This is a genomic window from Sphingorhabdus sp. Alg231-15 (genome assembly GCF_900149705.1).
Taxonomy (GTDB): Bacteria; Pseudomonadota; Alphaproteobacteria; order Sphingomonadales; family Sphingomonadaceae; genus Parasphingorhabdus.
On sequence record NZ_LT703001.1, the window covers coordinates 2,929,335 to 2,952,061 of the forward strand.

Annotated in this window: 24 protein-coding genes; 9 read left to right on the plus strand and 15 right to left on the minus strand. The window is 50.3% G+C overall.

Annotation, left to right across the window (positions count from 1 at the left end):
* Positions 1 to 132 precede the first annotated feature (132 nt).
* The 3 genes from DG177_RS14315 to DG177_RS14325 all read left to right on the plus strand — a co-directional run bounded on the left by DG177_RS14315 (position 133) and on the right by DG177_RS14325 (position 1,860).
* Complete coding sequence (locus tag DG177_RS14315; protein WP_108812102.1) at positions 133 to 567, plus strand: hypothetical protein; 435 nt, start codon at positions 133 to 135, stop codon at positions 565 to 567.
* Positions 568 to 822: 255 nt separating this feature from the next.
* On the plus strand, positions 823 to 1,509 hold the full coding sequence (locus DG177_RS14320; RefSeq protein ID WP_108812103.1) for an SDR family NAD(P)-dependent oxidoreductase: 687 nt from the start codon (positions 823 to 825) through the stop codon (positions 1,507 to 1,509).
* Positions 1,510 to 1,545: 36 nt separating this feature from the next.
* Positions 1,546 to 1,860: a DUF1272 domain-containing protein gene (locus DG177_RS14325; protein WP_108812104.1), complete on the plus strand. Its 315-nt coding sequence runs from the start codon at positions 1,546 to 1,548 to the stop codon at positions 1,858 to 1,860.
* A 51-nt stretch (positions 1,861 to 1,911) separates the two neighbouring features.
* Here the strand turns inward: DG177_RS14325 and DG177_RS14330 are convergent, their stop codons facing one another.
* The 6 genes from DG177_RS14330 to DG177_RS14355 all read right to left on the minus strand — a co-directional run bounded on the left by DG177_RS14330 (position 1,912) and on the right by DG177_RS14355 (position 8,999).
* Positions 1,912 to 3,384 carry an efflux transporter outer membrane subunit gene (locus tag DG177_RS14330; protein WP_108812105.1) on the minus strand — a complete coding sequence of 491 codons (1,473 nt, stop codon included), beginning with the start codon at positions 3,382 to 3,384 and terminating at the stop codon, positions 1,912 to 1,914.
* On the minus strand, positions 3,381 to 6,545 hold the full coding sequence (locus tag DG177_RS14335; RefSeq protein WP_108812106.1) for an efflux RND transporter permease subunit: 3,165 nt from the start codon (positions 6,543 to 6,545) through the stop codon (positions 3,381 to 3,383). The genes DG177_RS14330 and DG177_RS14335 overlap by 4 nt, the downstream gene beginning before the upstream one ends.
* On the minus strand, positions 6,538 to 7,695 hold the full coding sequence (locus DG177_RS14340; protein WP_108812107.1) for an efflux RND transporter periplasmic adaptor subunit: 1,158 nt from the start codon (positions 7,693 to 7,695) through the stop codon (positions 6,538 to 6,540). Before DG177_RS14340 ends, DG177_RS14335 begins: the two co-directional genes overlap by 8 nt.
* 73 nt (positions 7,696 to 7,768) lie before the next feature.
* Positions 7,769 to 8,233: a MarR family transcriptional regulator gene (locus DG177_RS14345; RefSeq protein WP_108812108.1), complete on the minus strand. Its 465-nt coding sequence runs from the start codon at positions 8,231 to 8,233 to the stop codon at positions 7,769 to 7,771.
* Positions 8,220 to 8,414 (minus strand): hypothetical protein, encoded by a 195-nt coding sequence (locus tag DG177_RS14350; protein WP_108812109.1) that lies wholly within the window; start codon positions 8,412 to 8,414, stop codon positions 8,220 to 8,222. The genes DG177_RS14345 and DG177_RS14350 overlap by 14 nt, the downstream gene beginning before the upstream one ends.
* A gap of 177 nt (positions 8,415 to 8,591) precedes the next feature.
* Positions 8,592 to 8,999, minus strand: coding sequence for a winged helix-turn-helix transcriptional regulator (locus DG177_RS14355; protein WP_108812110.1), 408 nt, complete (start codon positions 8,997 to 8,999; stop codon positions 8,592 to 8,594).
* A 96-nt stretch (positions 9,000 to 9,095) separates the two neighbouring features.
* Between DG177_RS14355 and DG177_RS14360 the strand changes: the two genes are divergently transcribed.
* The gene (locus DG177_RS14360) at positions 9,096 to 9,737 is read left to right on the plus strand and encodes a hypothetical protein (RefSeq protein ID WP_108812111.1); all 642 of its coding nucleotides are present in this window, start codon (positions 9,096 to 9,098) and stop codon (positions 9,735 to 9,737) included.
* Positions 9,738 to 9,948: 211 nt separating this feature from the next.
* Here the strand turns inward: DG177_RS14360 and DG177_RS14365 are convergent, their stop codons facing one another.
* Entirely contained in the window at positions 9,949 to 10,197 is a 249-nt protein-coding gene (locus DG177_RS14365; RefSeq protein ID WP_108812112.1) for a DUF6356 family protein, read from the minus strand.
* Between the two features lie 162 nt (positions 10,198 to 10,359).
* The gene (locus tag DG177_RS14370) at positions 10,360 to 11,433 is read right to left on the minus strand and encodes a putative sulfate exporter family transporter (protein WP_108812113.1); all 1,074 of its coding nucleotides are present in this window, start codon (positions 11,431 to 11,433) and stop codon (positions 10,360 to 10,362) included.
* A gap of 313 nt (positions 11,434 to 11,746) precedes the next feature.
* Between DG177_RS14370 and DG177_RS14375 the strand changes: the two genes are divergently transcribed.
* Positions 11,747 to 12,247, plus strand: a complete 501-nt coding sequence (locus tag DG177_RS14375) for a nuclear transport factor 2 family protein (RefSeq protein ID WP_337658870.1) — start codon at positions 11,747 to 11,749, stop codon at positions 12,245 to 12,247.
* Positions 12,248 to 12,250: 3 nt separating this feature from the next.
* Here DG177_RS14375 and DG177_RS14380 read toward each other — a convergent pair whose 3' ends face one another.
* Complete coding sequence (locus DG177_RS14380) at positions 12,251 to 12,724, minus strand: AsnC family transcriptional regulator (protein WP_108812115.1); 474 nt, start codon at positions 12,722 to 12,724, stop codon at positions 12,251 to 12,253.
* 114 nt (positions 12,725 to 12,838) lie between these two features.
* Here DG177_RS14380 and DG177_RS14385 point away from each other — a divergent pair, with 114 nt between their 5' ends.
* Together DG177_RS14385 and DG177_RS14390 are read left to right on the plus strand one after the other, a co-directional pair.
* On the plus strand, positions 12,839 to 13,465 hold the full coding sequence (locus DG177_RS14385) for a LysE family transporter (protein ID WP_108812116.1): 627 nt from the start codon (positions 12,839 to 12,841) through the stop codon (positions 13,463 to 13,465).
* Between the two features lie 82 nt (positions 13,466 to 13,547).
* Complete coding sequence (locus tag DG177_RS14390; RefSeq protein ID WP_108812117.1) at positions 13,548 to 14,813, plus strand: FG-GAP repeat protein; 1,266 nt, start codon at positions 13,548 to 13,550, stop codon at positions 14,811 to 14,813.
* Positions 14,814 to 14,928: 115 nt separating this feature from the next.
* Here DG177_RS14390 and DG177_RS14395 read toward each other — a convergent pair whose 3' ends face one another.
* The 6 genes from DG177_RS14395 to DG177_RS14420 form a co-directional block, all read right to left on the minus strand.
* The gene (locus DG177_RS14395) at positions 14,929 to 16,749 is read right to left on the minus strand and encodes a serine hydrolase (protein WP_337658871.1); all 1,821 of its coding nucleotides are present in this window, start codon (positions 16,747 to 16,749) and stop codon (positions 14,929 to 14,931) included.
* Between the two features lie 270 nt (positions 16,750 to 17,019).
* On the minus strand, positions 17,020 to 17,853 hold the full coding sequence (locus DG177_RS14400) for an alpha/beta hydrolase-fold protein (protein WP_108812119.1): 834 nt from the start codon (positions 17,851 to 17,853) through the stop codon (positions 17,020 to 17,022).
* A gap of 235 nt (positions 17,854 to 18,088) precedes the next feature.
* The gene (locus DG177_RS14405) at positions 18,089 to 18,568 is read right to left on the minus strand and encodes an SRPBCC domain-containing protein (RefSeq protein ID WP_108812120.1); all 480 of its coding nucleotides are present in this window, start codon (positions 18,566 to 18,568) and stop codon (positions 18,089 to 18,091) included.
* 136 nt (positions 18,569 to 18,704) lie between these two features.
* Positions 18,705 to 19,193, minus strand: coding sequence for a DUF1330 domain-containing protein (locus tag DG177_RS14410; protein WP_337658872.1), 489 nt, complete (start codon positions 19,191 to 19,193; stop codon positions 18,705 to 18,707).
* The gene (locus DG177_RS14415) at positions 19,190 to 19,975 is read right to left on the minus strand and encodes an SDR family oxidoreductase (protein ID WP_108812121.1); all 786 of its coding nucleotides are present in this window, start codon (positions 19,973 to 19,975) and stop codon (positions 19,190 to 19,192) included. The genes DG177_RS14410 and DG177_RS14415 overlap by 4 nt, the downstream gene beginning before the upstream one ends.
* A 51-nt stretch (positions 19,976 to 20,026) precedes the next feature.
* Positions 20,027 to 20,707 (minus strand): glutathione S-transferase N-terminal domain-containing protein, encoded by a 681-nt coding sequence (locus DG177_RS14420; RefSeq protein ID WP_108812122.1) that lies wholly within the window; start codon positions 20,705 to 20,707, stop codon positions 20,027 to 20,029.
* 129 nt (positions 20,708 to 20,836) lie between these two features.
* On the opposite strand from DG177_RS14420, the gene DG177_RS14425 reads away from it, so the two are divergent.
* Entirely contained in the window at positions 20,837 to 21,196 is a 360-nt protein-coding gene (locus DG177_RS14425) for a winged helix-turn-helix transcriptional regulator (protein ID WP_108812123.1), read from the plus strand.
* 564 nt (positions 21,197 to 21,760) lie between these two features.
* Positions 21,761 to 22,723 carry a threonine aldolase family protein gene (locus DG177_RS14430; protein WP_337658873.1) on the plus strand — a complete coding sequence of 321 codons (963 nt, stop codon included), beginning with the start codon at positions 21,761 to 21,763 and terminating at the stop codon, positions 22,721 to 22,723.
* The last annotated feature ends 4 nt before the right edge of the window (positions 22,724 to 22,727 follow it).

The following is a 22,727-nucleotide window of genomic DNA, read 5'->3' on the forward strand; positions in this document are numbered from 1 at the left end:
ATTGTTACGAAGGGTAATGGCGCTGGTCTCTTGGCTTTGATAAAAATTGCGAAATGATACCAAAGGAATTTGGTTGTTGTTTGCATTTTTTCAAGCAGGCCGGGTTTTACAGTCCGGAATATGGACCGATCTATGACTAATCCGAGCACTGAATTCGAAGTATCCGCCATTCGTCGTTGGATAATGCGGATTCCATTTTTTTTCACCGGTGTCCTGTTCACTTTCACGGCCTGGGGCACGCTCATTGAGCATTGGGGGACTTTTGAGCCGATAGAAGGTGTAGCATTTGCTTTCTGGGGTGCATTGTCACTGCTAGCGATAATTGGGCTGCGGTTTCCGGTAAAAATGTTGCCGATCTTGTTGCTGCAGTTTGGCTATAAATTGCTTTGGATCGCGGCAGTAGGCTACCCGCTGATGTCTAGAGGTGAGCTAGATTCTTCAGGGCAGGATTTGTTTCAAGCTAACGCGATGGGGGTTGTGATCGATTTGATCGCAATCCCATGGATCTATGTGATCAGAACCTACGTCGTCGAGGGCTTTTCACGTCGGGATAAGGACTCTGAATGAGGGGTTCGGGATTATTGAGTTCATAGACTATCAATCTACAAAAGGATCGCAGTTTTGTGTTTGCGTGAGCGCAGAAATGGGATGGGCGTGTTCAGGAAGCGGATATCAGGTCTGTAACAAAAGCTAATTGAAGCCGGTCCGTATGTTCCACACCATTCGAACCCAGTTAAGCCATTTTGTACCTGTGGTATCAACTGTCGCAGAAATTGTTCAATGATATTTACCAACGACGGATAGAATCAGAAAGTCAATCCTATGAAGAAAGCAACGCTTATAATCGGGGCCGGCTCCGGGCTTAGCGCATCACTCGCCAGACGGTTTGCAGAAGATGGAAACCGGATCATTTTGGCTGCAAGAAATATGTCCAGTTTAAATCAACTCGCCAAGGAAACTGACGCACTTGCGGTCCAGTGCGATGCCACACAGGAGGCCGACATCATCAATCTGTTTAATACAATCGATGATGCCGGGTTTTCGCTTTCAACAATGATCTACAATGCTGGAGCATATACGCGCGGAGCTGTTACAGAACTGGAATCATCAGACGTTCGGAGACTGATTGATGTGAATGCAGTTGGAGCTTTCCTCGCGGCACGGGAATGCACCAATCGGATGCAGCGGGACGGCGGGTCCATGCTTTTCACAGGTGCTTCGGCTGGGATCAAGGGATATGCAAACTCTTCTGCATTTGCGATGGGCAAATTCGCATTGCGAGGACTTTGCCAAAGCCTTGCACGCGAACTGGCGCCACAAAATATCCATGTTGCGCATTTCGTCATCGACGGGCTGATATATTCACCAGATCGAGGCGCGCCATATGATGACCTTCAAAAGTGTCTTGATCCCAAAGCCATTGCAGAAACCTATTTTCAGATTGCTGCACAGGATCGCAGCGCGTGGACATGGGAACTAGAGCTTCGTCCATGGCTAGAATCGTTCTGATTGATCACAGCAGAGGCCTTTGAAAGGAACAAGTCTATGCTTCAACTACGACCCAATTGCGAATGGTGTGACCGAGATTTACCGCCAGATTCGCCTGACGCTAGGATTTGCACATATGAGTGCACCTATTGCGTCGATTGCGTTGAAACGGTTTTGCACAATGTATGCGCTACTTGTGGAGGAGGCTTTGTTCCGAGACCCATTCGACCCAGACGTTCATACCGTAATGAATTAAAACTCGGCTTACGGAACTTTCCCGCCTCAACCGATCGAAAACACACCAGATGGACCAGAGCGGAAGTTGACAGCCAAGTCGCCCGACTTAAGTCGATCGATCCAAGGGATCGGTAACTGGAAGGGCAAGCAGAGGGCACGAAAAGGGCGTCCATAATTGACAGGGACTTACGATCCGGTGATAACTCCCGTTCGGTCACGCTGTTCGACTGTTTGCCAGCCACCACCAAGCGCCTTGTAGAGAGCGATGGTGCTGATAAAGGATTCGGTCTCGCTAGCGGCCAGTTGCAGTTCAAGATCGGTAACGCTGCGTTCGGCATCGAGGACATCAATGAATGCGCCCAATCCGCTGTTGTAAAGGTCGCGGGCAAGGTCTTCCGACTTCCGGCCTGCACTGAGGGCCTCTTGCAGAGCTTCTGTCTGCTTGTTCGTCTCGACATAAAGAACAAGCGATGCCTCGACATCTTCAACCGCCAACAAGATCGCCTGTTCGAATTGCGCGATGGCCATGTCGTTCCCGGCATTTGCGGCCTCAAGCTGCGCCCTAAGCCGTCCTCCATTGAATAACGGAAATGTGATGCTGGGAATGATCGAGAAGACCGAGCTTGTGCCCGACAGCAGGTTCGAAAATGAAGTGCTTTCCTGACCGGCAGCTCCAGTCAAAGAGAATTTCGGAAAGAATTCTGCTTTCGCAACACCGATCTCTGCGCTGGCAGCAGCGAGCTCACGCTCCGCACGACGTACGTCGGGGCGCCGTGAAAGCAGATCTGACTGAAGTCCAACCGGCACGATATCCAATGATATAGGGAGCGGCTTGGAGATGAGGAGGTCGCTCGCGATGACCGCAGGTTGCCGCCCCGTCAGGACAGCGAGCCGGTAAGCCGCCGAGCGTTCTGCCGTGTGCAATCGGGGAAGCTGAGCTCTGGTGCTTGCCAGATTAGTACGCGCGCGTTCGACATCGAGCTGCGTACCGATTCCAGTTTCAAGCTTGGCTTGCGCTATTTCGAGCGTGTGAACCAGTATCACGATGCGGCGATTAGTGATATCGATCTGTAGCTGATTGCCCCGCAATTCTCCATAATTGCGGGCAACTTCCGAGATGATCGAAAGTAATACGTCCCGTCGACTCTCGATTGCGCTTTCTACTTTAGCGCTGGCGGCTTCGACCCGGCGCTGATTACCGCCAAAGAGATCAATCTCCCATCGGGCGTCGAAACCCACTTGCATTAAGTCAGTCTCGACATCCGCGACACCAGCTTCGCTTAACGCGCCAAGGTTTGTCTGCCCATTTTCGCTCCCACGTTGGCGCGCATAGCTCGCACCTGCGCCCAGTTGTGGTAGCAATGTGCTGGACTCCGAGCGCCGCAATGCGCGCGCTAGCCGAACATTAGCAGAGGCAATCCTTAGATTGTGGTTTTCCGCAACCGCATGATCGATCAAATCAGTGAGCATCGGATCACCGAATGCCTCCCACCATTTGCTCTCGGCCCTTACGACTTCGGTCGCGTTTGATCGGGGGGCTTGTTCAACCAGGCCCAATGGTGCCGGAGAACTGAGCGCTGCCGGTGGAGTATAGTCGGGTCCGACCGTACATGCCGACGCCAGTAGTGCTGTTGTGATCGCTAGGAGTGACTTGGTCATACCAATTTTCCTTCCGGTTCCGCTTGGCTGATAGTGCCGGGTTCTTGTGCGCCGCGGCGCTTTTGCAGCAACAGGTAGACAGCTGGGACAAACAGCAAGGCAAGGATCATCGAGCCGCTCACGCCGCCGGCAAGGACTATTGCAAGGGATGGCCAGAAATCGCCGCCTACGATCAGCAACAAGGGCAGAAATCCGCCGATAGTTGTTAGCGTAGTTGAGACGATATGGCGTGAGGTGTCCATAATCGCAGCGACGATGGCTTCGGGCTCACCCCTGGCTGCATTGGGATTGGCTTTGAGCGCGGCCAGCACGACAATCGAATTGTTGAAAGCCAATCCAATAAGTCCAAGTGTCCCAAGGATTGTGTTGAAGCTGATCGGAAATCCGATCGCCCAGGTCGACAGCATGCCAAGTCCGATGGAGAGGAATGCAACGGTTCCGAGAACTCCGGCAATCGCCGCGCTGCGAAACAGCAAGACGAGCGTGGCTATCGTAAGTGTCAGTAATATTGGGGCATAAACAAGTAGATTACCGCGTGCGGCGGAATCCACCTCGACTGCACCGCCAAGTTCGATGCGATAGCCGCTTGGCAATGCAAAGCCCTCTGCCTCAAGTTGTTCGAGCACATCATTGGCAATGGTGATCGGCAGCGCGCCATTGGCCGTGAATCCCCGCACAATATTTGTCCGCTCCGTATCGAAGCGCGTAATAGCAGTAAGCTCGGGTCTCAGCTCAAAGTCGCCGATTGCTTCTGCCGGCACCCAGCGATCTGTTCCGGAAGAGACAAATACAGACGATGCGACTGCGGAGAGATTACCGCGCAGCCCGTCATCGTAGCGCACCCTGACAGGCAGCTGTTCTAGCTGTTCGATCACGAAGCCGCCAACACCGCCTTCGTAATTGTTCTGGAATTGTCGTGAAAGATCCGACAACGAGAGCTTGGCCAACTGGGCCTCTTCTTCATCGGCGTTGAACCAGAGTTTGGGAGAACCACGATCCATTGAGGCCTGTGTGTGGAGGATCTCATGGTGGCTCTGCATTGCAAGTCGCAACTCATCGCCGATTGCTTGCAGTCTCTCGACATCGGGCCCAAAGACACGATATTCGATATCAGCTGCAACAGGAGGTCCCTGTCCGAATTGGCCGATCACGATCTGTGCTTCAGGGAAGCGAGCATCGAGCTCGGCCTGGAGCGGTGCGATCATTCGCTTGGCTTCTTCATTGGATGACGCTTTTACTATGGCTTGTGCATAGTAGGCGGCGTTATCCTTGTTCATCACGAGGTTGTAGTACACCGTGGGAAAGGAGCCCCCAACCAGCCAGAATACGCGTTCCGGTTGTTCGATCTCACGAATGGCGGCTTCTATCTGTTCCGCCTGAGAGGCGGTATTTTTGACGGAGGAACCGCTCGGCATCCATATCTCGACCGTAAACATGTCGCGGTCAACAGGAGGAAAGAAATCATTTCCCAGCGAGGTCATGGCTGCAAAACCGCTGAGCGGGAGGGTGACTGAAGCAAGGATAGCGAGTGCGGGTTTGCGCAGGCCAAGGTCCAGGCCCGCCTTATAATATTCTGAGATGAGGGGTAGGCTAATGCCATCGCGCCACAGACTTTTCTGGGCATCCGCAGGCGCTGGCTTAGCGAACAGGCCCGCCAATGCTGCGGTAATTGTAACCGCCACAATAAACGAACTGATCAAGGCGAGTATAACGCTCTGCCCGATCGAACTGACAAAGTCTCCGGCGCTCCCGGGCAACAACATTATCGGGGCGAACGCAAGGACAGTCGTAAGCGTGGAAGCGAAGAGAGGAATGAAGAGATGGCCGACTGCCGCTTCGACTGCCTGGGTAGCAGACTTGCCCTGAGCTTTATGCTTGGTGACCTCATCTGCCATTACGATGGCATTGTCGATCAACAGCCCAAGCGCGATGATGATTCCGAAAATCGACATCTGGTGGATGGCATTGCCCATCAGCTGTAAACCGAACAGCACCATTGAAACCACCAATGGCAGAGCGAGGCCAATGATGATTGCCAGTCTCCATCCCATCATTACCAGCACAACCAAAATCACAACAATGGCGCCGGCGATAAGATTGCTGACCAGTTCGCCAAGTTGCCCGGACGTATATTTTTCCTGCTCGAAAATGCGGTCAACGACGATACCGGAGCCGACCTCACTGGCAAACTGATCAACCGCCGCGTTCGCTTCTGTAGCCCACAGATCAACCCGGCTGCTATTGCCCATCCTGACAGCAACAAAGATCGATCGATCGCCATCAGCAAAGGCCATTTCCGTGGCCGGTTTGCGCCAGCCACGTTCGACTTCGGCAATGCTGCCCAGGGTAAGCGATTGTCCTGCTTGCCCGGTTGCAATGGGTATTTCGGCTATACGGGCTACATCCGATAACTCACCGTCAACTTCAATGGCGACGTCAGACACGCGGCCACGTAAAACTCCTGCAGGTGTTTTTGCGTCACTGGCTGCAATCTGCCGGGCAAGCGAGGCCCCATCGAGCGATAGTTCGGCCAGTTCACCTTGATCAACCGTGACCGTGATCTCTTCATCTGGCGCGCCGTAGAGCCTGACAATCTCTGTTCCGCGCACATTGCGCAAACGGTCCGCGAGATCCTTGGCCAATCGGTTCATCACACCGAGCTCTGGCTTTCCAGGTCCGCTCCAGTTCAAGCCCATGATTAGCGTGAATGCGGCCGGGTCGCGCTTGTCATCTATCATCGGCTCAAGCGCTTGCGGCGGAAGCAATGGCCTTGCTTCGGCAATCTCGTCACGGATTTCAGAAAATATCTCCTGGTTTTCCGAACCAGTCACACTGTCGGCTAGTTCCACCGCAATGACTGAGACACCTGCGCTAGAAGTGGACTCAATGTCCTTAATTGTTTCGATCTCGCGCAAAGAGTCTTCCAAAACCTTGGTCACAAGAGTTTCCACCCGCTCAGCTGATGCGCCGGGGACGGGAGTGATGATGATTGGATTGCGATTGACGATCCGCGGATCCTCAAGGCGCGGTAACGCAAAAATTGATGATAGCCCGCTGACTAGAATTAGGAGGATGCCAAGGACGAGGAGGTGGCGATTGCGCAGAAACAGGCTGGCAAAGCTTTGTTTCGGCGTCCGATCAAATGAGTCGCGATCAACCATCGATTAATCCTCCATTGCTGGTATGATTTGCAGTCGAAGGCTTGGCTAGTTCAACAACTTGGCCGGGACTGAGGCGCTGCAGGCCGCCTGTAACAACCCGATCACCCGCCTTGAGCGTACCTCGCACGAACACGCGGTCGGTTTCTTGGTGGATAATCTGTAATTGGCGACGCTCAAGGCGGATCATCCCTTTGCTGTCTTGCTTGGCAACATAGGCAGCCCAGATGCCACGCGAATTTTCTGTCAGTGCAGTGAGAGGCAGCCAGATGCCCGTTTCTTCACGTTCGAACGGCACGTCAAGACGAGCAAGGTCGCCATGGCGAATGGACGGATCTTGTTCAGGCAACTTGACAATCACATCCACGCTGCGGGAATTGCGATCCTTGAGCGGTAAAACAGACTTTACGACTCCGACCATCTGTTTGTTGCCAACCCTAATCGTCGCCTGACGTCCGCGTTGCAGCGTATCAGCGGCCGGTCCGGTCAAACCGAAACGGGCATCAAATAATCCATCCTCGAGCAAATTCAAAACTGGCGTTCCGCTCGCAACAACCGTCCCTTCATCAACCAATCGCGAGACGACCACAGCGTTGAAAGGAGCGCGTAAAACTGACTTGCGGATCTGGACATTGAGCGAGCGAATTGCCGCATTGGATTGGGCGAGTGCGGCTTCTCCCGCCCGTATTGTACGAGCTGCCTCGTCCACCGCCTGCTGAGAGACCGCGTCCCGCACGATCGCTGCCTTGAGTCGATTGAAAGTGGATCGGGCAAGATCTCGGTCGGCGGCGGCACGATTTCTAGCAGCGATTAGCTCGCTTCGGCGCGCACGGAGGATATCGGTGTCGAGCTTTGCCATTGGAGAACCCTTACGGATTTTCTGACCTTCTTCGACCGAAACTGCATTGATGAGGCCGCCCAGTTCGAAACCTGCAGCGGCTTCTCGATGAGCCTCTATTCTACCGGCGAAGGAACGAGTGATTGCGAGTGACTTTTCCTGCTGCGCCACTTGGGTGGAAACGCGCAGCGGTTTTGCGGCTTTTAGTTCGCTGTTGCCGAACAAACCCAGTTGGACTGACAGAACGGCAAGCGCGAGCACAGCCGCGATGATGGCAACGGCGGTCATGATTTGTCGTTTGTTCAAGCTATTCATAGCGATTATCTTTCACGATGTGCATATACACTATAGAGTTGATATTGGTTTCGATGGAGATATTACTGAGCGCTCAGCTCAATTCATCCGATAGAGAGCGAAGGCCGTTCATCAGGGGACTTAACTGGTCTGCAGCAAGCAACGAGATCATTTGCTTCTGGGTTTGTCGCCAGGAGGGTGCCGCTTCGGCGAATTTGGCGAAGCCTGATTCTGTTAGACGGACGGTTTTCGTGCGGCCGACATTTTCTTCGTCTAGAATGTCAATCATTCCGTCACGTTCAAGTGGCTTCAAGTTGCGGCTCAGCGTCGTGCGATCCATCCCCAAATGTTCAGCAAGCTCAGAAATGCTTACACCGCCATCGGCCTGGGCCGCTGCGGCAAGAAGAGTGAACTGGGTACCGCGCAAACCAAAGGGGCGTAGTGCATCGTCATAAGTCTTGGTGACGAGCCGAGCGGCTTTGCGCGTGCGCTGGCAAATACAGCCTTCACCTGCTTCACGAGCCAAGTGGCGAAGTGACTTTTTGTCAATTGAGGTCATCGGGACGGCTTTCATTTTTGAGACTCGCTATCTCGGCTTCGAGTTGGGTGATACGCAAGGACTGATTTTGCAAAATCGCGGCTGGATAATCGTCTCCCGACCCATGGATCACTTCATCGAGTGCGACAAACCAGTCTGATAGCCGTTTTCGAAAGGATTGCTTTGGCCCGATATCCGACATCACTTTTCTCCTTTACGTGTATATGCACTTTATGGATGTGCATATACACTACATGCAGTGTTTGTCAAACTCCATTCAGAAAATTGCAGTTATGTAGTCAAAACGGGAAAGGAATTTCATCAAGCATGAAAGTGCAAGAGAGTTTGCTTCATTCAACAATTTTTGGGATATCGCAGCTTAGTCCAGATTAGTTCGGACCGCTGCAATCATCTGTTCTCGGTCATTCTCGTAATCGCGAAGGAATGTAGCAGGTGCGTTGGACTGAATGTCATGCCTTGCGCTCCACGCCGTCACTTCAAGCATGATAGGGATCAAGTCCTTTCCTTTATCGGTGAAGCGGTAAATCAACTTGGATCGATTATCCTTTGCCACTGATTTTTGAATAATCTCGTGCTCCTCCAGGCGGCGCAACCTATCTGCCAGAATATTGGTGGATATTTGCTCTTCCGATTCCAGAAACCCACCATATGTCTGCTTACCTTTAAACATCAGATCGCGTACAATGAGCAGCGTCCAACGATCACCGAATGTCTCAAGGACAAAGTTGATCGGGCAGTGTGAACGACAAAGGTCAGAATTTCGCATGATGCCGAGAATGTTACAGAAAGTACTTGCATAATGCAATCACTTTACCGAAGAGAGTACTTGCGAAATGCAATTACATTCGGCGGAAGGTGGATTATGAACTTCATCAAACGAATTGGTTTAAGTGCGGCTGCCGGTGGAGCGATTTTTCTGGCTCTGATGTATTGGTACCAATGGAATGCCAGTCCGCTGACGGATGCGGAAGTTGATGATTACATGAACCGTATCGAAGCTCAAACACAGAGTCCTGGCGGTCGTCATGACCTACCAGCATTAAGAAAATTTCTGAGCCAAGATGACGGCCGTCCCATCTATACAGTAAACTTGTATGAGTTTCGCGATGTGGCAGACTATCCTGCAGCTCTGGATCTAACTGGATCAGGCGAAGATGCTTATGAACGTTTTAGTTCGGTAATGATTAAGTTGATGGTTGTGCGAGGTTCTCATCCGATCTTCGGAAGCAGTTGGTCAGATAAGGTGAATGGCAATTGGGATCGCATTGTGATTGTGCGGTACCGAAGTCGTCGCGATCTTGTCGATCTATTTGCAGCACAAGAATTTGCGGATGCATCCTTGCACAAATGGGCCAGTATCAAGAAGCATGATCGAATGCTGGTCCAAGCGTTGCACATTCCCGGAGGAGAAGTGCTAATCTTCATATTGGCACTAATCGTAACTTCAATTGTGTTCGCCTTCAGGCTGAAAGGAGGATCTTTTTGGGGCGATCAGTTTCAATGATCGTTGGTAGGTACTCATAATGTACCGTCGAACGGATCAGACTATGTTTTGCCAAAGATATCTCAGTTGTGGTTCTATCGAATAGCACACATGGTGCCGCCAGTTAGCGTAAGCAGAACTGCGCCAGGCTGGGATTTTGTTGGGGTGCGAAGCATTTTTCAGCCGGTGTTGTCTGCGCTAGGAGGCTTTCCGAGATTGCGGTAAATTTCATTCAAATGCACCATTCCAGTTCAACTTCAGGAGACTCGCCTTCCGGTTGCTTAATCCGATGTGTTACCATTCGGCCGTAGAGTTTTCGCACCAGATTACTCCCCGTTTTTTCAAACAGGAATGGGAAGAAACCGTGAAGCAGACAAGCAAAGCCGGCTAGAATCATCGGGATGCCAAAGCTGGAAGCCATGGCAAAATGTTCACCATAGGTTTCGCCCACTTCCTCTGGATGTTCAGTGAAAAGTCTCATCTTATCTCCTCAGTTACCATGATTGGAAATTAGAGAGGCACGATGAAAAGTCTTCGTCAAATATCTGGATGAAAATATAAATAATAGATATTTATTCTATCTTCTGAAAGCTAATCAGAAAAATATTTTGAATTTCAGGATGTTTCGATCTGCTCCCGATGTTCAAAGCATCTGTACAAATAGCAAGGACAACACAAAAGCGACGAAGGTGGTCATAACCACCGGCCCAAATGAGCGCCAACCGTGAGACATTAAACCCGCAAGATTGGATTTCATCGCCGCGGCTATAACGGCGAAGAGAAGGAGTGTCTTTGCTGCTTGACTGCCGAACTCGACCACGGTCTCTGGCAGAACAACCACGCTGTTGAGTATTACCAATAGAATGAAGCCAATTATAAACCAAGGCAGTCCTTGCCTCAAACTGACATTCTGGCCGCTATGCTGAGCGCGTTCTGTCGTTGATCTCTGCAAGATGAAAGCCACTATTATCAACACCGGAGCAAGCAAAGTCACACGGGATAGTTTTACCACCGTTGCGACCTCACCAGCTTCAGCAGAATAGGAAAATCCGCCACCTATTGCCTGTGCGACATCATGAACGGAGGCTCCGATCAGAAAGCCAGCCTGTTTGTCATTCAGCCCAAGAAATCCTGCTATCGCTGGATAGAAAGTCATGGCACAGGCACTGGCGACTGTAGTTCCGAGCAATATGATGGTGAAACGAGACTGGCTGATCCGATCTTTTCCGATGATACTCCATAAGGCCAGGGCTGCCGAAGCGCCGCATATCGCGGTTGCCCCGCCGGCCAACAGTCCGAAAAGGACGTCTTGTCTAAAAAGCCGGGCAGCCAACAGGCCCGTAACGATCACGGAAGACATGATTCCTATAAGCGCGATGAATGGCAGGAAACCAAGACTGGAAATCTCCGCAAAGCTGATGCGTATTCCGATCAGAACAATACCAATGCGCAATAGCGTTTGTGATGAGAAATCTAGTCCCACGGACAATCGCTTGTCAGCGCTCACAAAATTAAGAGCCAACCCAATCAGCAGTCCCATGATAATCGCTGGAGGTCCATAATGTTCGCTCAGCCACAAGGCGGCACATGCAACCACCGAGACCAGGGCCAAGCCAGGAAAATAGGAGCTGAGCGTCTTCTTTGTAGAAGGCGCTGCGAGTTGTAGTTCTCCATAAAGGTCTGCCACCCGAGGTAGCTCGCGATTAAGATCGGACAATTGGTTTTCCCGGAATTTGGATACAAGGATTAAACAATTCCAGTAACCTCTGATGAAAAGCCGGTGAGTTTGCAATCTTCTTTATTTCTAATTGTAGCTACGAAAGGCTCGTTAACTTGGTTTCACCGAGCAGTTATGGTGCCTGAACGTGATGTGTTTTCAGAAGGTGACAATGCCATATTGGTCGCCGGGCGAGCACCGGAAGCTTGTTCTATCGTTCGAAGGCAGTCGTAGTTTTTTACCTTCGTTATCAAATGTTCTTTCCAGAAATTGTTCAATATTCTTGATCCTCTGCAAAGAAAGGAGATGCATTATGCGTCGTATGATAGCTTATCTTGGTGCAATCCTTCTAGGATGTACTGCCAGCGCCGCGACGCCGCTGAAGCAACAATCGATAACTATGGACCAACAAAAGTTTGAACAATTACTATCCAAAGTTTCAGACGGTTGGAATGCGAAGAATACGGAACTTGCCCTAAACGCATTTGCTGATGATGCCTTATACACGGAGCCGCCTGACCGTCAGATATACCAAGGTACAGAAGAGCTTCGTATCTTTTTCGACAGGATAACGCCCGGCGCAACAATGATCTGGCAAAACATTTGGTTTAATTCGGATACCGGCTATGGTTCCGGTGAATATTCCTTCAAAAATGGTGGTCGCAAGACCGCCGTGCATGGAGTTGCTGTGATCAAGCTAGAACATGGAAAGATCAAAATCTGGCGAGAGTATCAGCAGCGTGGTGACATTAGCTTCGAATCCTTCCACAATCCCAAAGATAAAAATTGGCAAACGACGGTAGATGATCTTTAGAGTCTATCGATCAATTGGAAAGGCTGGCAGCCGGTACGGAACCGGCGTTGACTGAATGACTGAGGTATCAGTCATTGCGAAAGGAGATAGCTCATCAACAAGTGCTTCCAGATCACCAACAGACTGAACGTGCGCGCGTGCAATATAGCAATCACCGCCCGTAACGCGGTCGCAACGGACTATTTCTTCTAAGCCTTCGACAATGGCCAGGACCTCTTTCATCTTCCCAGGCACTGGTTGAATTCGAATATAAGCCGAAACTGATAGTCCTATGGCAATGGGATTCATGATTGCTGTGTAGCTCTGGATGACGTCCTCTTCTTCCAGCCGTTTCAATCGTTCAGACACACTTGGGGCAGAAAGCCCGACTTTTCGGGCAAGCTCCGCCAAGCTCAATCGCGCATCACCGACAAGTAGTTCAAGGATTTGAGCGTCCGTCGCATCCAAAGGGCCTGTCTGATGTCTTTGTCGTTTCAACGATAGCCTCCGGATCCAAGGGTAAGTCGGAATAATACCTTTATATATCTATATATCATACAATTAATATCGATAAAAAATAGAGAAATAGTCCCTTGTACCTGTGAATAAGAAATGATGAGCACTGATCTATGGATCGCATATTGCGTCACCAGTTTTTTGATAACGGCTTCTCCTGGGCCGATTGTCTTGTTCGCGATTCAGTCAGTACAAGCTCATGGGCTTAGTGTTAGTATTATCCTGATCCCGGCAATCATCCTTGGAGATGCAACCGTCATGCTTCTCTCGCTCTCAGGCCTTGGTGTCTTACTCGATGCTGCACCTGGGATAGCTACAGCGGTCAAAATTCTTGGTGCGGCTTTTCTGATCTGGATCGGGATTCAAGGATTGCGGAAGTGCAATATCGATTTCGATCCGCCGTCTCGAACTGGATCACGTTCTCTCTTCCTCACAGCTTTTGGCCTCGCGGCTCTTCACCCTGGAGCCTTTGTTTTTTACGCCGCCTTCTTTCCTCAATTCCTTGTCTTGGCAGACAATCTTCTCATCCAGGTGGTCTTACTAAGCGCGGTGTTTTTGACTATAGCGGCATTCACGCTTAGCCTATGGATGGTCTCGGCGGCCGTCTTGATCAACTCACTCGCCCAATGGTCGATACAAGCGCACTTACAGCGCATTTCCAGTGTGTTGATGATCGCCATTGGAGTTATTGGTGCTGTGGCAGCTTTAAGGAATATGCTTTGATGAGGGCAACGCAAGCTGATGGCGCTCAGGAGCCGGCCCGATGTTCTGAGAGCTCGTCAACATGATATATAAGGACTAGAATATGACTGCCGATGTTGCTCACTACTGGAATACAAATCGTGTTGTGATGTTCCTCATGATGCTGTTTTTTTTAATGTATGATTCAGTAGCTGCAGCGAAGCCGACAGAGCAACAAAAACTGCTCGCTGACGATGGCGCATCGGAAGATTTTTTAGGCTTCAGTGTAGCGATCTCGGGTGATACCGCAATGGTCGGGGCTTTCAGAGCTGACAATGAAGATGTCGGCGTAGATGCCGGTGCAGCCTATATTTTCTCACGCAACGAAACCACCTGGCAGCAACAAGCCAAGCTCACCGCCAGTGACGGGGCGGCAAACGACACGCTAGGAGGTAACGTCGCGATTTCGGGAGAAACGGCAGTAGCTGGCGCGATTGGTCATGACCAGAATGGTGATAATTCGGGAGCTGCTTATGTGTTTACTCGTTCCGGGACGACCTGGAGCCAGCAAATGAAACTCACTGCTGCAGATGGTGCTGAGGGCGATGCATTTGGCCAGAGCATCGCACTTTCCGGCGATACCCTTGTTATTGGTGCTCCGCATGATGATGATAAAGGTAACGGCTCTGGTTCAGTCTATGTCTTCACACGCTCCGGAACTACTTGGAACCGACAAGCAAAACTTACTGCCGCTGATGGTGCAGATGGTGACCTTTTTGGGATCAGCGTGGCCCTTTCTCATAACACGATCCTTGTTGGCGCGGATTTGAATGATGAAAAAGCCATTGATGCGGGCGCCGCATATGTCTTCGTTCGCTCAGGAGACAGCTGGAGACAGCAGGCCAAGCTTACCGCTGCCGACGGCGCACAAACCGATATCTTCGGCGTAAGAGTTGCCTTGTCCGACGATACCGCCTTAATCTCGGCTCGCCGAGATGATGACGAAGCGATGGGTGTTGACGCGGGTTCAGCCTATATTTTCAAGCGTACGGGCAACATCTGGCGCCAGCACGCTAAGCTCACTGCCCCTGATGGAAAAGCGGATGATAGATTTGGCCGCGATGTTGGGCTCTCTGGGGATATGGCATTAATTGGCGCTATGCATCGAGACGATCAGGGTGATAATTCGGGATCAGCCTATGTCTTCAAACGCACCGGGAATAGCTGGAACTTTCAGACCAAGCTTACAGCCGCCGATGGCGCGGCTGGTGATCTGTTTGGTTGGAGCGTTGCCCTCTCAGAGAATGCTGCACTAATAGCGGCCACCCGTAATGATGATAAAGGCAGTGAAGCAGGCTCAGCTTACGTATTTGATATTGATCGCGATTAGAGCACTAGTGAAAATCAAGAATCTGTCCGGGTATCAATGAGCTCCCTTGGTGACCCTATGCTGCCGTAAGTATCCAGTTCAGGCCGACTAAGTGGTCATCCACTATCGATCCAATTTATTTGGGCCTGAGGTTTTCGATGACCTGGGCATCGACCCAGAATATATCCCCCTCGTCAGGGCTTACAGTGCGATTGAAAAAAAGATACTTTCCATCTGGGGTTACGTATGCACTGGCTTCCCGGGCTTCGGTATTTATCTCCGGGCCCATATTGATGGCCTCACCCCAAGAGCCATCTTGCTGCTTGAAACTAATCCAGAGGTCAATCCCGCCAACTCCTTCATCTCTTTCTCCATCCCAGATCAAATAGGAATCATCAGGTGCTATGAAGGGGTGGGCATTCAACCTTCCGGTATTTATCTCCTTACCGAGCGCTCTGGGTTCTTCGCGTTTGCCATCCTGGAGCGTCGAAATGCGAATGACATTGTCTCCTTTGTAGTCGTCAAGGACATAGGTACCGCTGGCGGATGCTGATAAACGCATGATACCCAAGTCTTCCCGGTCAAACATCGGGCCAAGGCTTTTTATTTCTGACCAACCATCGTCGGTACGCTCCATATAATATTTACCCAAATGCATGGTCTTGCCGTCTGGCGAGATGTTCGGGCGCCACACTCTTGGCCTTATGACAGACTCGCGCCATCGATTATTTTCTGATCTGTAAGAAATGAGCGACCATTTGTCAGACCCGAGATTCTTCCTTGTAAAATAAAATTCCTTCATATCGGGAGAGAAAAAAGGGCTAAAATCACGATGCTCTGTCGAGACAATTCCGGGAGCAAAAACTTTGGGCGTTGAACCTGGAGGTATCTGCCCGAGATACGGCCCCCTGAGTTCTGTAGCTTCAGTCATTGCAAGATCTGCGCGAGATTTGGCAGTCTGGTTGATAAAGGCGGGCAGGATCCTGTCTGCCGTAATCTGCATGGTTTTGTCATCTCTTTCATGGCCGGTGGTAACTACCATCAGATCCAGCGCATCAATCAAAATGATATATTGGCCGCCACCGCCTTGCGCCGATCTGGTGAAATAGATCCTGTCGCCGACTTTCATTTCTGCCTGCCACCAATAATATCCATAGCCAGGGTTGGAGACATTGTTTCCGGTGAAGAAGATGTCATCATTGCCGATGCGGACAATGCTGTTTGTTGATCTGGCGATAAACCTTTCTGGAATGAGCTGCTCGCCATTCCATTTGCCCTTATTTCTGGCCAGCATTCCCCACTTGATCATGTCGCGTGATGTCATTCTTGCGCCGGAAGGCCCACTCGGTAAACCACTTACATCCGTGCGCCAGCCATGATCTGCGATGCCCACCTTGTCCAAAAGTTCAGTCTTGATGAAGTCTTTGGCCGTGCCTGGCACCACGGCGTCGAGGACCTGCATGACTAGTTGCGGGTCACGTCCTTGATAAAGAAAGCTCTGAGAATCTTCTGAGATTGGCGCGCTGCGCTCAAGATATGCTTGAACCTGGCCCTGACCCGCTAGCTGGTCGGGATTTTGGTTGAGTTCTTCCCTCTGTTCTTCACTGATGCGCATTCCGGAGCGCATGGTCATCGCCTTGTGAAGGGTGATCTTGTTAGCGCCTTCGACAAATCTCGTTGAGTCCAGATTGTTCAGAAAGCCGATAAGAGGCTTATTCAGATCCGCCATTGTCAGATAGCCCATCTGAATTGCGCGGCCGATAGCTAGATTTGTGTATGCCTTGGTTGTCGAAGCTTGAAAGTGGGGCAGGTCGACACGTCCGCGAGCGTAGTAAGATTCAAACAAGAGCTTGCCTTTGTGGGCAATAAGCAGGCTGTCATAGCTACCGTGCTTGCCCGCAGCGATCTCCTGAGCCAACTTGTTGATAACATCCCTGTTGCCGCCATCGACACCCAATTTTCCGACGACAATAGTGTCTTTTCTATCGGCTGGCGCTGTATCGATATAAGCTTTCTCCAGATAAGGAACATCTCTGAATGAGAGCTTGGTTTCGGCCGCTGTGGCCGTGGGTGCAAGTCCATTATTCTCTTTGGTACTTGCCACGGCAGAGCCGCCAAAACTGCTTAACAATAAAGTGATTGCGAGTGTAGTTTTGAACGTCAAGCCGATAGTCATGTTTGTCTCCTAGAACTCTTCATCAACCTGCATTGTTGTGAGCGCGAAAAATCACTTACTTGTTAGCTGTGATAACCATTTTATGCTGCGTATTGCGGTCGCCGGAAATGCGGCGCCATGGTCAGAATCTTCAATTATCTCTAGCCCGGTAAGCTTTAAACCTGACTGACTTCTGCGCTGAAGCACCGACACAAAGTCTTCCACTGTCCCCATTTCGCTTTCTTCCAATTCACCAAGCGAGACAAAAACATTTGCGTTCAGTATTGGTTGACGGGGTGCCATTTTGGCTTCGAGTTCATCAATATATTTGCCGCTTCGCTCGCTGAAAGCTGGACTACCAAAAATATAGTTTTTAAAAGTATCGGGCTGCGCAAACAGGATATACGCACCTAATTGTACCCCTAGAGAATACCCGAAAAAGGTGCGTTCGTCAGGGTCGGCCCGGTAGTTAGTCTCGACAAATTTGACGATGTCATCACGAATGAACGACAGATGGTTGCTAGCTTGGCCTCTCGGATTTTTTGAGCCAGCACGCTCAACAAGCGAATAATCGCGAAATCTGCTGACGTGTTCCCGCTCTTCGTCGAGGTCTTTCTGCCAGGATATTCCAACCAAAATAACATTTGGCATCAGATACTCTGTGGAACCGGACAACATATCCATGTGCCACTTGGCGTCCACGGTATAAATTACCGGATGTTTTTGGTCTGGATTTTTTCCATAATCTTCTGGCAGCTTTATATACAACTCATACTGCCTATCCGACTTTGTATCGAGGATCGGTACTACTTGTGTTCTCGGCATTTCGTAGGGCTTTTGCGCGATGGCTTCGGCGCCGATGAAAGGTAGCAAAAGCACGAAAACCAAAAGCACATTTTTCTTCATGATTTTTCCTCGCAGATCTGGAACAAAGTATCCGATGAAACCTTAACGGGTAAGGTTCAACAATTGTGCCAAGCTTGTTCGATCAAATTCCTCTGTGTTTCGATGAACTACATAGGCAACGAGCCTATTGGCCATTCCATCGGTTGCGTTCATGTTGTCAAACAACAGTACAGCGATGGGATGGTTGATCGATCAAATCTCAGGCGTTGCCAATAGCCCAGTTCTGTCAGCCGGATTACACTTGTGAAACCTCCGCTGGTGCACGGTGGGGACTTCCTGTGCCGGTATCCAGAAAGGTTTTCAGGCTATTGGCAAAGAAAATGTCCCACCCGGCTTCGCAGATTTCATAGCAATGCAAATCTGGCACCAGACCATGATGCTCAATCGTGATTTCGGTTTTATCGCCGTTCGAGTGAATGTCCCATCGAACACGCGTACCCAGCCATTCGGCCTTAATCTTCTCTGGCATGCCCTCATGCAGATGGAGCGCCTCAACGCAGACCATTTCAACATATTTACCGGGTTTGAGGGCGGTTGCTTCAAAGGTCCAGTGACCGTTTCCCGGTGGGAAGGTGAACTTTGACCGATCTCCGATTTTCCTCATCGTGGCGTCTGGTGTTGTCCACCATTTGTGCATTCCCTCTGTTAATGCCCAATAGGATTTATCGGCGTTAGCATTTACCGTGATCGTGCGCGTGTAGTTTTGCTGTGTCATGATTTGATATCCTTAGGATGACTATGTGTAGTTTGATCAATTTTCGATAATGGTCTCAAAAATCTGAACTCATTGAAACAACTCGAGAAATCAGCGATCGAAATTGGCCAGAGCGAGGCGGATATGATCGACCCATCTAACCCGCAGCGATGATAACCTTTTGGTTTGCGCAAGCTGCGGTTCGATGCACGAAAGCGGACTGGTATCCTTCATCTGAGTAGAGCGAAATGAGGGAGCGCAAGTCGGGATATGCGCCAATAGCGACAATATCCCAATGTTCTACTTCGCCAATGAACATCCCGGAAAATGGTCCAACATGGTGAAATTTGCCCCCAACGCGTTCCATAGTTGGCACACTGATTTCAGCATATCGATTGAACGCTTCCTCACCAGAAACATCGGTTTCGAAGGTGCTGGACGGAGTGTTATACTTTGCGCGGTGATTCAGCTTGAAGAAGTTGATCAAAGTAAGTGGTTCATTCTCCGGAAGTCGCAGAATGTTTGTCCACTGTGCAATAGTGGGAGAGGAGCCACCTGACCCGTCTCCAAACCATTCCAGAAATTGTTGAGAGTTTGCATTCATAGTGATTTCTCCAGCAAGTTTGAGATGCTTTTGATTTATCATTGAAGAACATGACCACCGGAATGATTGAGCATTGTGCCGATCATGTAACTCGCAAGGTCTGAGGCCGCAAAAGCTAGGACATTGGCGGTTTCAGATCTTGAAGGAAGGCGACCCAGCGCGACTTTGCTTTGTTCGACAGCGCTCTGCATTTCTATTTGCGAGAGACCCAGATTTTCACCCATCGTGCGAAAGGTGTACTCGATTGTTGGTGTATCTGGCATCGCTTCGGATCGGACACCCAGCACGCGGATGCCCTGAGGGCCCCATTCACTAGCGAGCGATCTCATCAAACCCTCAATTCCCGCATGCGTCGCGGAAAGTGCTGCACTCCACGGCGATCCCACAACAGCGAGGGTCGAAGTGATGAAAAGTATAACCCCCGAGCGCTGGCTTGCCATGTGCTTTTGTGCGGCCTTTGCCGTCACAAATTGTGGGCCCATTGTCGAGCGCGCCGGAATCAGCAGTTCTTCCAGCGATGTTTCATTGGCAGGCCTGCCGTGGTTGAAGGCGGCATGATCCGATGTTGCCAGATTCAGAACAATATCGATCCTGCCATGGGCTGTAACAATCTCATCGAGATATTGAGTGACCGCTTCTTCATCAAGTGCATCGATCGCACGGAGTTCCTGCACTCCAGATGGTAACGGTTTGGCGTTGGTAGATCGTGTGGATGCAAAAACCGTTGCACCCAATTCGACAAATTTTTTCGTTACTTCGGAGCCAAGACTTCCGCCGGCACCAAATATGACGGCGACTTTATCTTTCAGGAGTGAATTGGGCATTGGGGGATTTTCCATTGGTAAGCTTTCAAAAAAGGGAGGTGGTATAAAGTCTCAAACAGTCCAATGTGGGGGCATGGTCCTATGCATGCCTGGCAAGGCTTCCACGCGGGATTTCCAGGATTCAAGTTTGGGAAAATCCTCGTTCAAACTATCGAGCCCTAGCATCGCCATCTCATCGGGCTTGATATCCATCGCGCGTTGTGTGAGCCGGATATCAGGAAAAGCGACCGCATCTGCTGCGGTTGGGCTTTCGCCACATAAATATTGGTTTTGAGTTAGCAAAAGCTCCAGCCGTTCACATTCAGATCGCAAGCGATCTGCGGCCTCTTCTTTCACCTTTCGCTCCTCTGACGGAGCATCTGCGACCGAAATACCCTGCACGAGAATAGAAAAGAAAACGCTATTGTGGGCGGCACGTAGATAATCTGCCGTTTCCAGCACATTCTGCCAAATTTGGGCAGCCTCTTGGGCATTCGATCCGAAAAGTGGCTTGTCTGGATATTCCCGGTCCAGCCAAGCCAATATCCCTATAGAGTCGCGAAGGGTAAGATCGCCTTTGACCAAGGAAGGGACAGTTCCGCGGGGATTGATTTTCAGATATTCGGGGGCTTTATGTTCGCCTTTTGAGGCCTCCAGATAATGGATGTCATATTCAAGTTCTTTGAATGTTAAGCCTGCCAAGACCCTCCAAGGTCTCGGTGCGCCTGATACGGCATAAACTGTCATGGTCATAAGGGGTTCTTTCTTTGGTAATTGACGGTGATTGCAAAGAAAGTAGAGCTTTAGTATTCTTTCGCAAGAAGGCAGAAATAGTGTGTATAGTATCAAAAAAGATACTTACTCGGCTTTTTGGAGTTTAAAATGAACAAACCTGCATCAATAGAGAAGCGACAGTTTTCTGAAGATGAAGACGGGCTTTGTCCGATGCCCGATATCGCCAAGCTGATCGGCGGAAAATGGAAACTCATCATTCTGCAAATTCTGATTTTTCGCGGTATGAAACGCTTCAACGAACTGCGTCGAATGATCGACGGCGTCACGCAGACAATGTTGACGAAACAATTGCGTGCGCTGGAGGCTGACGGTCTGGTTGAGCGCAAAGTATACGCCGAAGTGCCACCCAGAGTGGAGTACCGGGCAACCAAACGCGCGCATGAGCTGCAGGAAATGTTCTTGGCCATGCACGATTGGTGGGTAAAAGATAATCCTCCGGAGGAATAATAGCGGCCCTATTGCGGATCGTTTTTTTGATTTTCTGACCGGCGTGCAGAAATATGATTATTCTTAAACTTGTCAAATTGCCCGCCCGATAGATTCCAACCATCTGCCCTCACGGCATTGTTTCGCGTTTTACAGGTCGTTGGTCAAAGCTTCTGAAGCACGGACTGAAAAGGTTCCGGTTCCCGACACGATATCTCAATGCAACTTGATGAGGCGATGCTTGACAATCTTTCAGTTCAGTGATTGTATTCAATATAACATAAATTGAATACAATCACTGAACTGGTTCTAGGAGTGTATGCGGTGGACAAGACGAGGCGCAATTTACTGACAGGAATGGCGGTTTGCGCCAGCGGTGCCGCAAATGTTGGATATGCCGCCGGTCTTAATGCGCCTTTGAGCGTTGGCGGCGATCGCGATTCGAACAAAATTCGAACTGGTGGTGAAGCGACAACCAAAGCGGATTTAGCGATCAAGCATGACCTTGCCTTTCCCTTTCAACATTTCGGGAAGTCGTTTTCCGATCGGTTGCCACTTATCCAAGAATATATGCGGTCCGAGGGTTTGAGTGAGGAATATTATTGTAAAGGAGAAGCGATCTCTCGATTGGAGCACAAAGTGGCTGCTCTGCTTGGTAAGCCGTCGGCATTGTGGTGTCCGACTGGAACACTCGCCCAAGGTATTGCCATTCGGATCCATGGCGAACGGACCGGAAGAAACATTTTGCAGATGCACCCAACATCGCATTTGGTTCTCCACGAAGAGGAAGGTTACAAACATGCCCATGGTTTTGAGCCGTCAATTGTTGGAGAGTGGCGAGACCCCTTAGAAGCTGGATCAATGGATAAAGCGGCGGCATGTATGATTGTTGAAATGCCGCAGCGCCATAGTGGCGGTGTATTGCCGACTTGGGAAAAGCTTGAAGCCCTAAAACACAAGTCCCACGCGCTCGATGTTCCACTCCACATGGACGGCGCCAGGATATGGAGTTGCCGCCCGTTTTACGATCAGCGAACGTTCGCTCAGATCGCTGACGGGTTTTCGTCCGTATATGTGTCTTTCTATAAAGATATTGGCGCTTTTGGCGGCGCTGCTCTTGTTGGCGATGAGGATTTTATCGAAACAGCAAGGGTTTGGCGGTCCCGGCTTGGCGGCGTGGTGTCAGAACACTGGCCGGTTGTATGCGATACACTACGCTTGCTTGATACCAAGCTAGCGCAAATAGACGGGCTTGTGGAAATGACCCGCAGCTATGCCTCGTTTGTTGACGAAACAAGCCAATATCCGGTCTACCCCAATCCGCCGCAATCGAATTTCTTCCATGTTCTTTTGCCGGTTCCAGCACATGTTGCTGAAGCAGCCCAAATTGAAGCTGCAAAGGAGACAGGCGTTTGGTTCACAAATGTATTTTGGAACTACGAAAGCGAAAATACATGCGCAATGGAGGTGAAATGCAGTGAGACGACAGCTGCAATACCCAGAGAGCTATTGGAAAACGCATTCTCCAAGTTTTTTGCGCATATTTAATTTG

What these genes read in the sequence shown, in the direction of transcription:
- DG177_RS14315 (WP_108812102.1), top strand. Translation starts at nt 133, where the DNA reads ATGACTAATCCGAGCACTGAATTCGAAGTATCCGCCATTCGTCGTTGG.
- DG177_RS14320 (WP_108812103.1), top strand. Translation starts at nt 823, where the DNA reads ATGAAGAAAGCAACGCTTATAATCGGGGCCGGCTCCGGGCTTAGCGCA.
- DG177_RS14325 (WP_108812104.1), top strand. Translation starts at nt 1,546, where the DNA reads ATGCTTCAACTACGACCCAATTGCGAATGGTGTGACCGAGATTTACCG.
- DG177_RS14330 (WP_108812105.1), bottom strand. Translation starts at nt 3,384, where the DNA reads ATGACCAAGTCACTCCTAGCGATCACAACAGCACTACTGGCGTCGGCA.
- DG177_RS14335 (WP_108812106.1), bottom strand. Translation starts at nt 6,545, where the DNA reads ATGGTTGATCGCGACTCATTTGATCGGACGCCGAAACAAAGCTTTGCC.
- DG177_RS14340 (WP_108812107.1), bottom strand. Translation starts at nt 7,695, where the DNA reads ATGAATAGCTTGAACAAACGACAAATCATGACCGCCGTTGCCATCATC.
- DG177_RS14345 (WP_108812108.1), bottom strand. Translation starts at nt 8,233, where the DNA reads ATGACCTCAATTGACAAAAAGTCACTTCGCCACTTGGCTCGTGAAGCA.
- DG177_RS14350 (WP_108812109.1), bottom strand. Translation starts at nt 8,414, where the DNA reads ATGTCGGATATCGGGCCAAAGCAATCCTTTCGAAAACGGCTATCAGAC.
- DG177_RS14355 (WP_108812110.1), bottom strand. Translation starts at nt 8,999, where the DNA reads ATGCGAAATTCTGACCTTTGTCGTTCACACTGCCCGATCAACTTTGTC.
- DG177_RS14360 (WP_108812111.1), top strand. Translation starts at nt 9,096, where the DNA reads ATGAACTTCATCAAACGAATTGGTTTAAGTGCGGCTGCCGGTGGAGCG.
- DG177_RS14365 (WP_108812112.1), bottom strand. Translation starts at nt 10,197, where the DNA reads ATGAGACTTTTCACTGAACATCCAGAGGAAGTGGGCGAAACCTATGGT.
- DG177_RS14375 (WP_337658870.1), top strand. Translation starts at nt 11,747, where the DNA reads ATGCGTCGTATGATAGCTTATCTTGGTGCAATCCTTCTAGGATGTACT.
- DG177_RS14385 (WP_108812116.1), top strand. Translation starts at nt 12,839, where the DNA reads ATGATGAGCACTGATCTATGGATCGCATATTGCGTCACCAGTTTTTTG.
- DG177_RS14390 (WP_108812117.1), top strand. Translation starts at nt 13,548, where the DNA reads ATGACTGCCGATGTTGCTCACTACTGGAATACAAATCGTGTTGTGATG.
- DG177_RS14400 (WP_108812119.1), bottom strand. Translation starts at nt 17,853, where the DNA reads ATGAAGAAAAATGTGCTTTTGGTTTTCGTGCTTTTGCTACCTTTCATC.
- DG177_RS14405 (WP_108812120.1), bottom strand. Translation starts at nt 18,568, where the DNA reads ATGACACAGCAAAACTACACGCGCACGATCACGGTAAATGCTAACGCC.
- DG177_RS14410 (WP_337658872.1), bottom strand. Translation starts at nt 19,193, where the DNA reads ATGATAAATCAAAAGCATCTCAAACTTGCTGGAGAAATCACTATGAAT.
- DG177_RS14415 (WP_108812121.1), bottom strand. Translation starts at nt 19,975, where the DNA reads ATGCCCAATTCACTCCTGAAAGATAAAGTCGCCGTCATATTTGGTGCC.
- DG177_RS14420 (WP_108812122.1), bottom strand. Translation starts at nt 20,707, where the DNA reads ATGACCATGACAGTTTATGCCGTATCAGGCGCACCGAGACCTTGGAGG.
- DG177_RS14425 (WP_108812123.1), top strand. Translation starts at nt 20,837, where the DNA reads ATGAACAAACCTGCATCAATAGAGAAGCGACAGTTTTCTGAAGATGAA.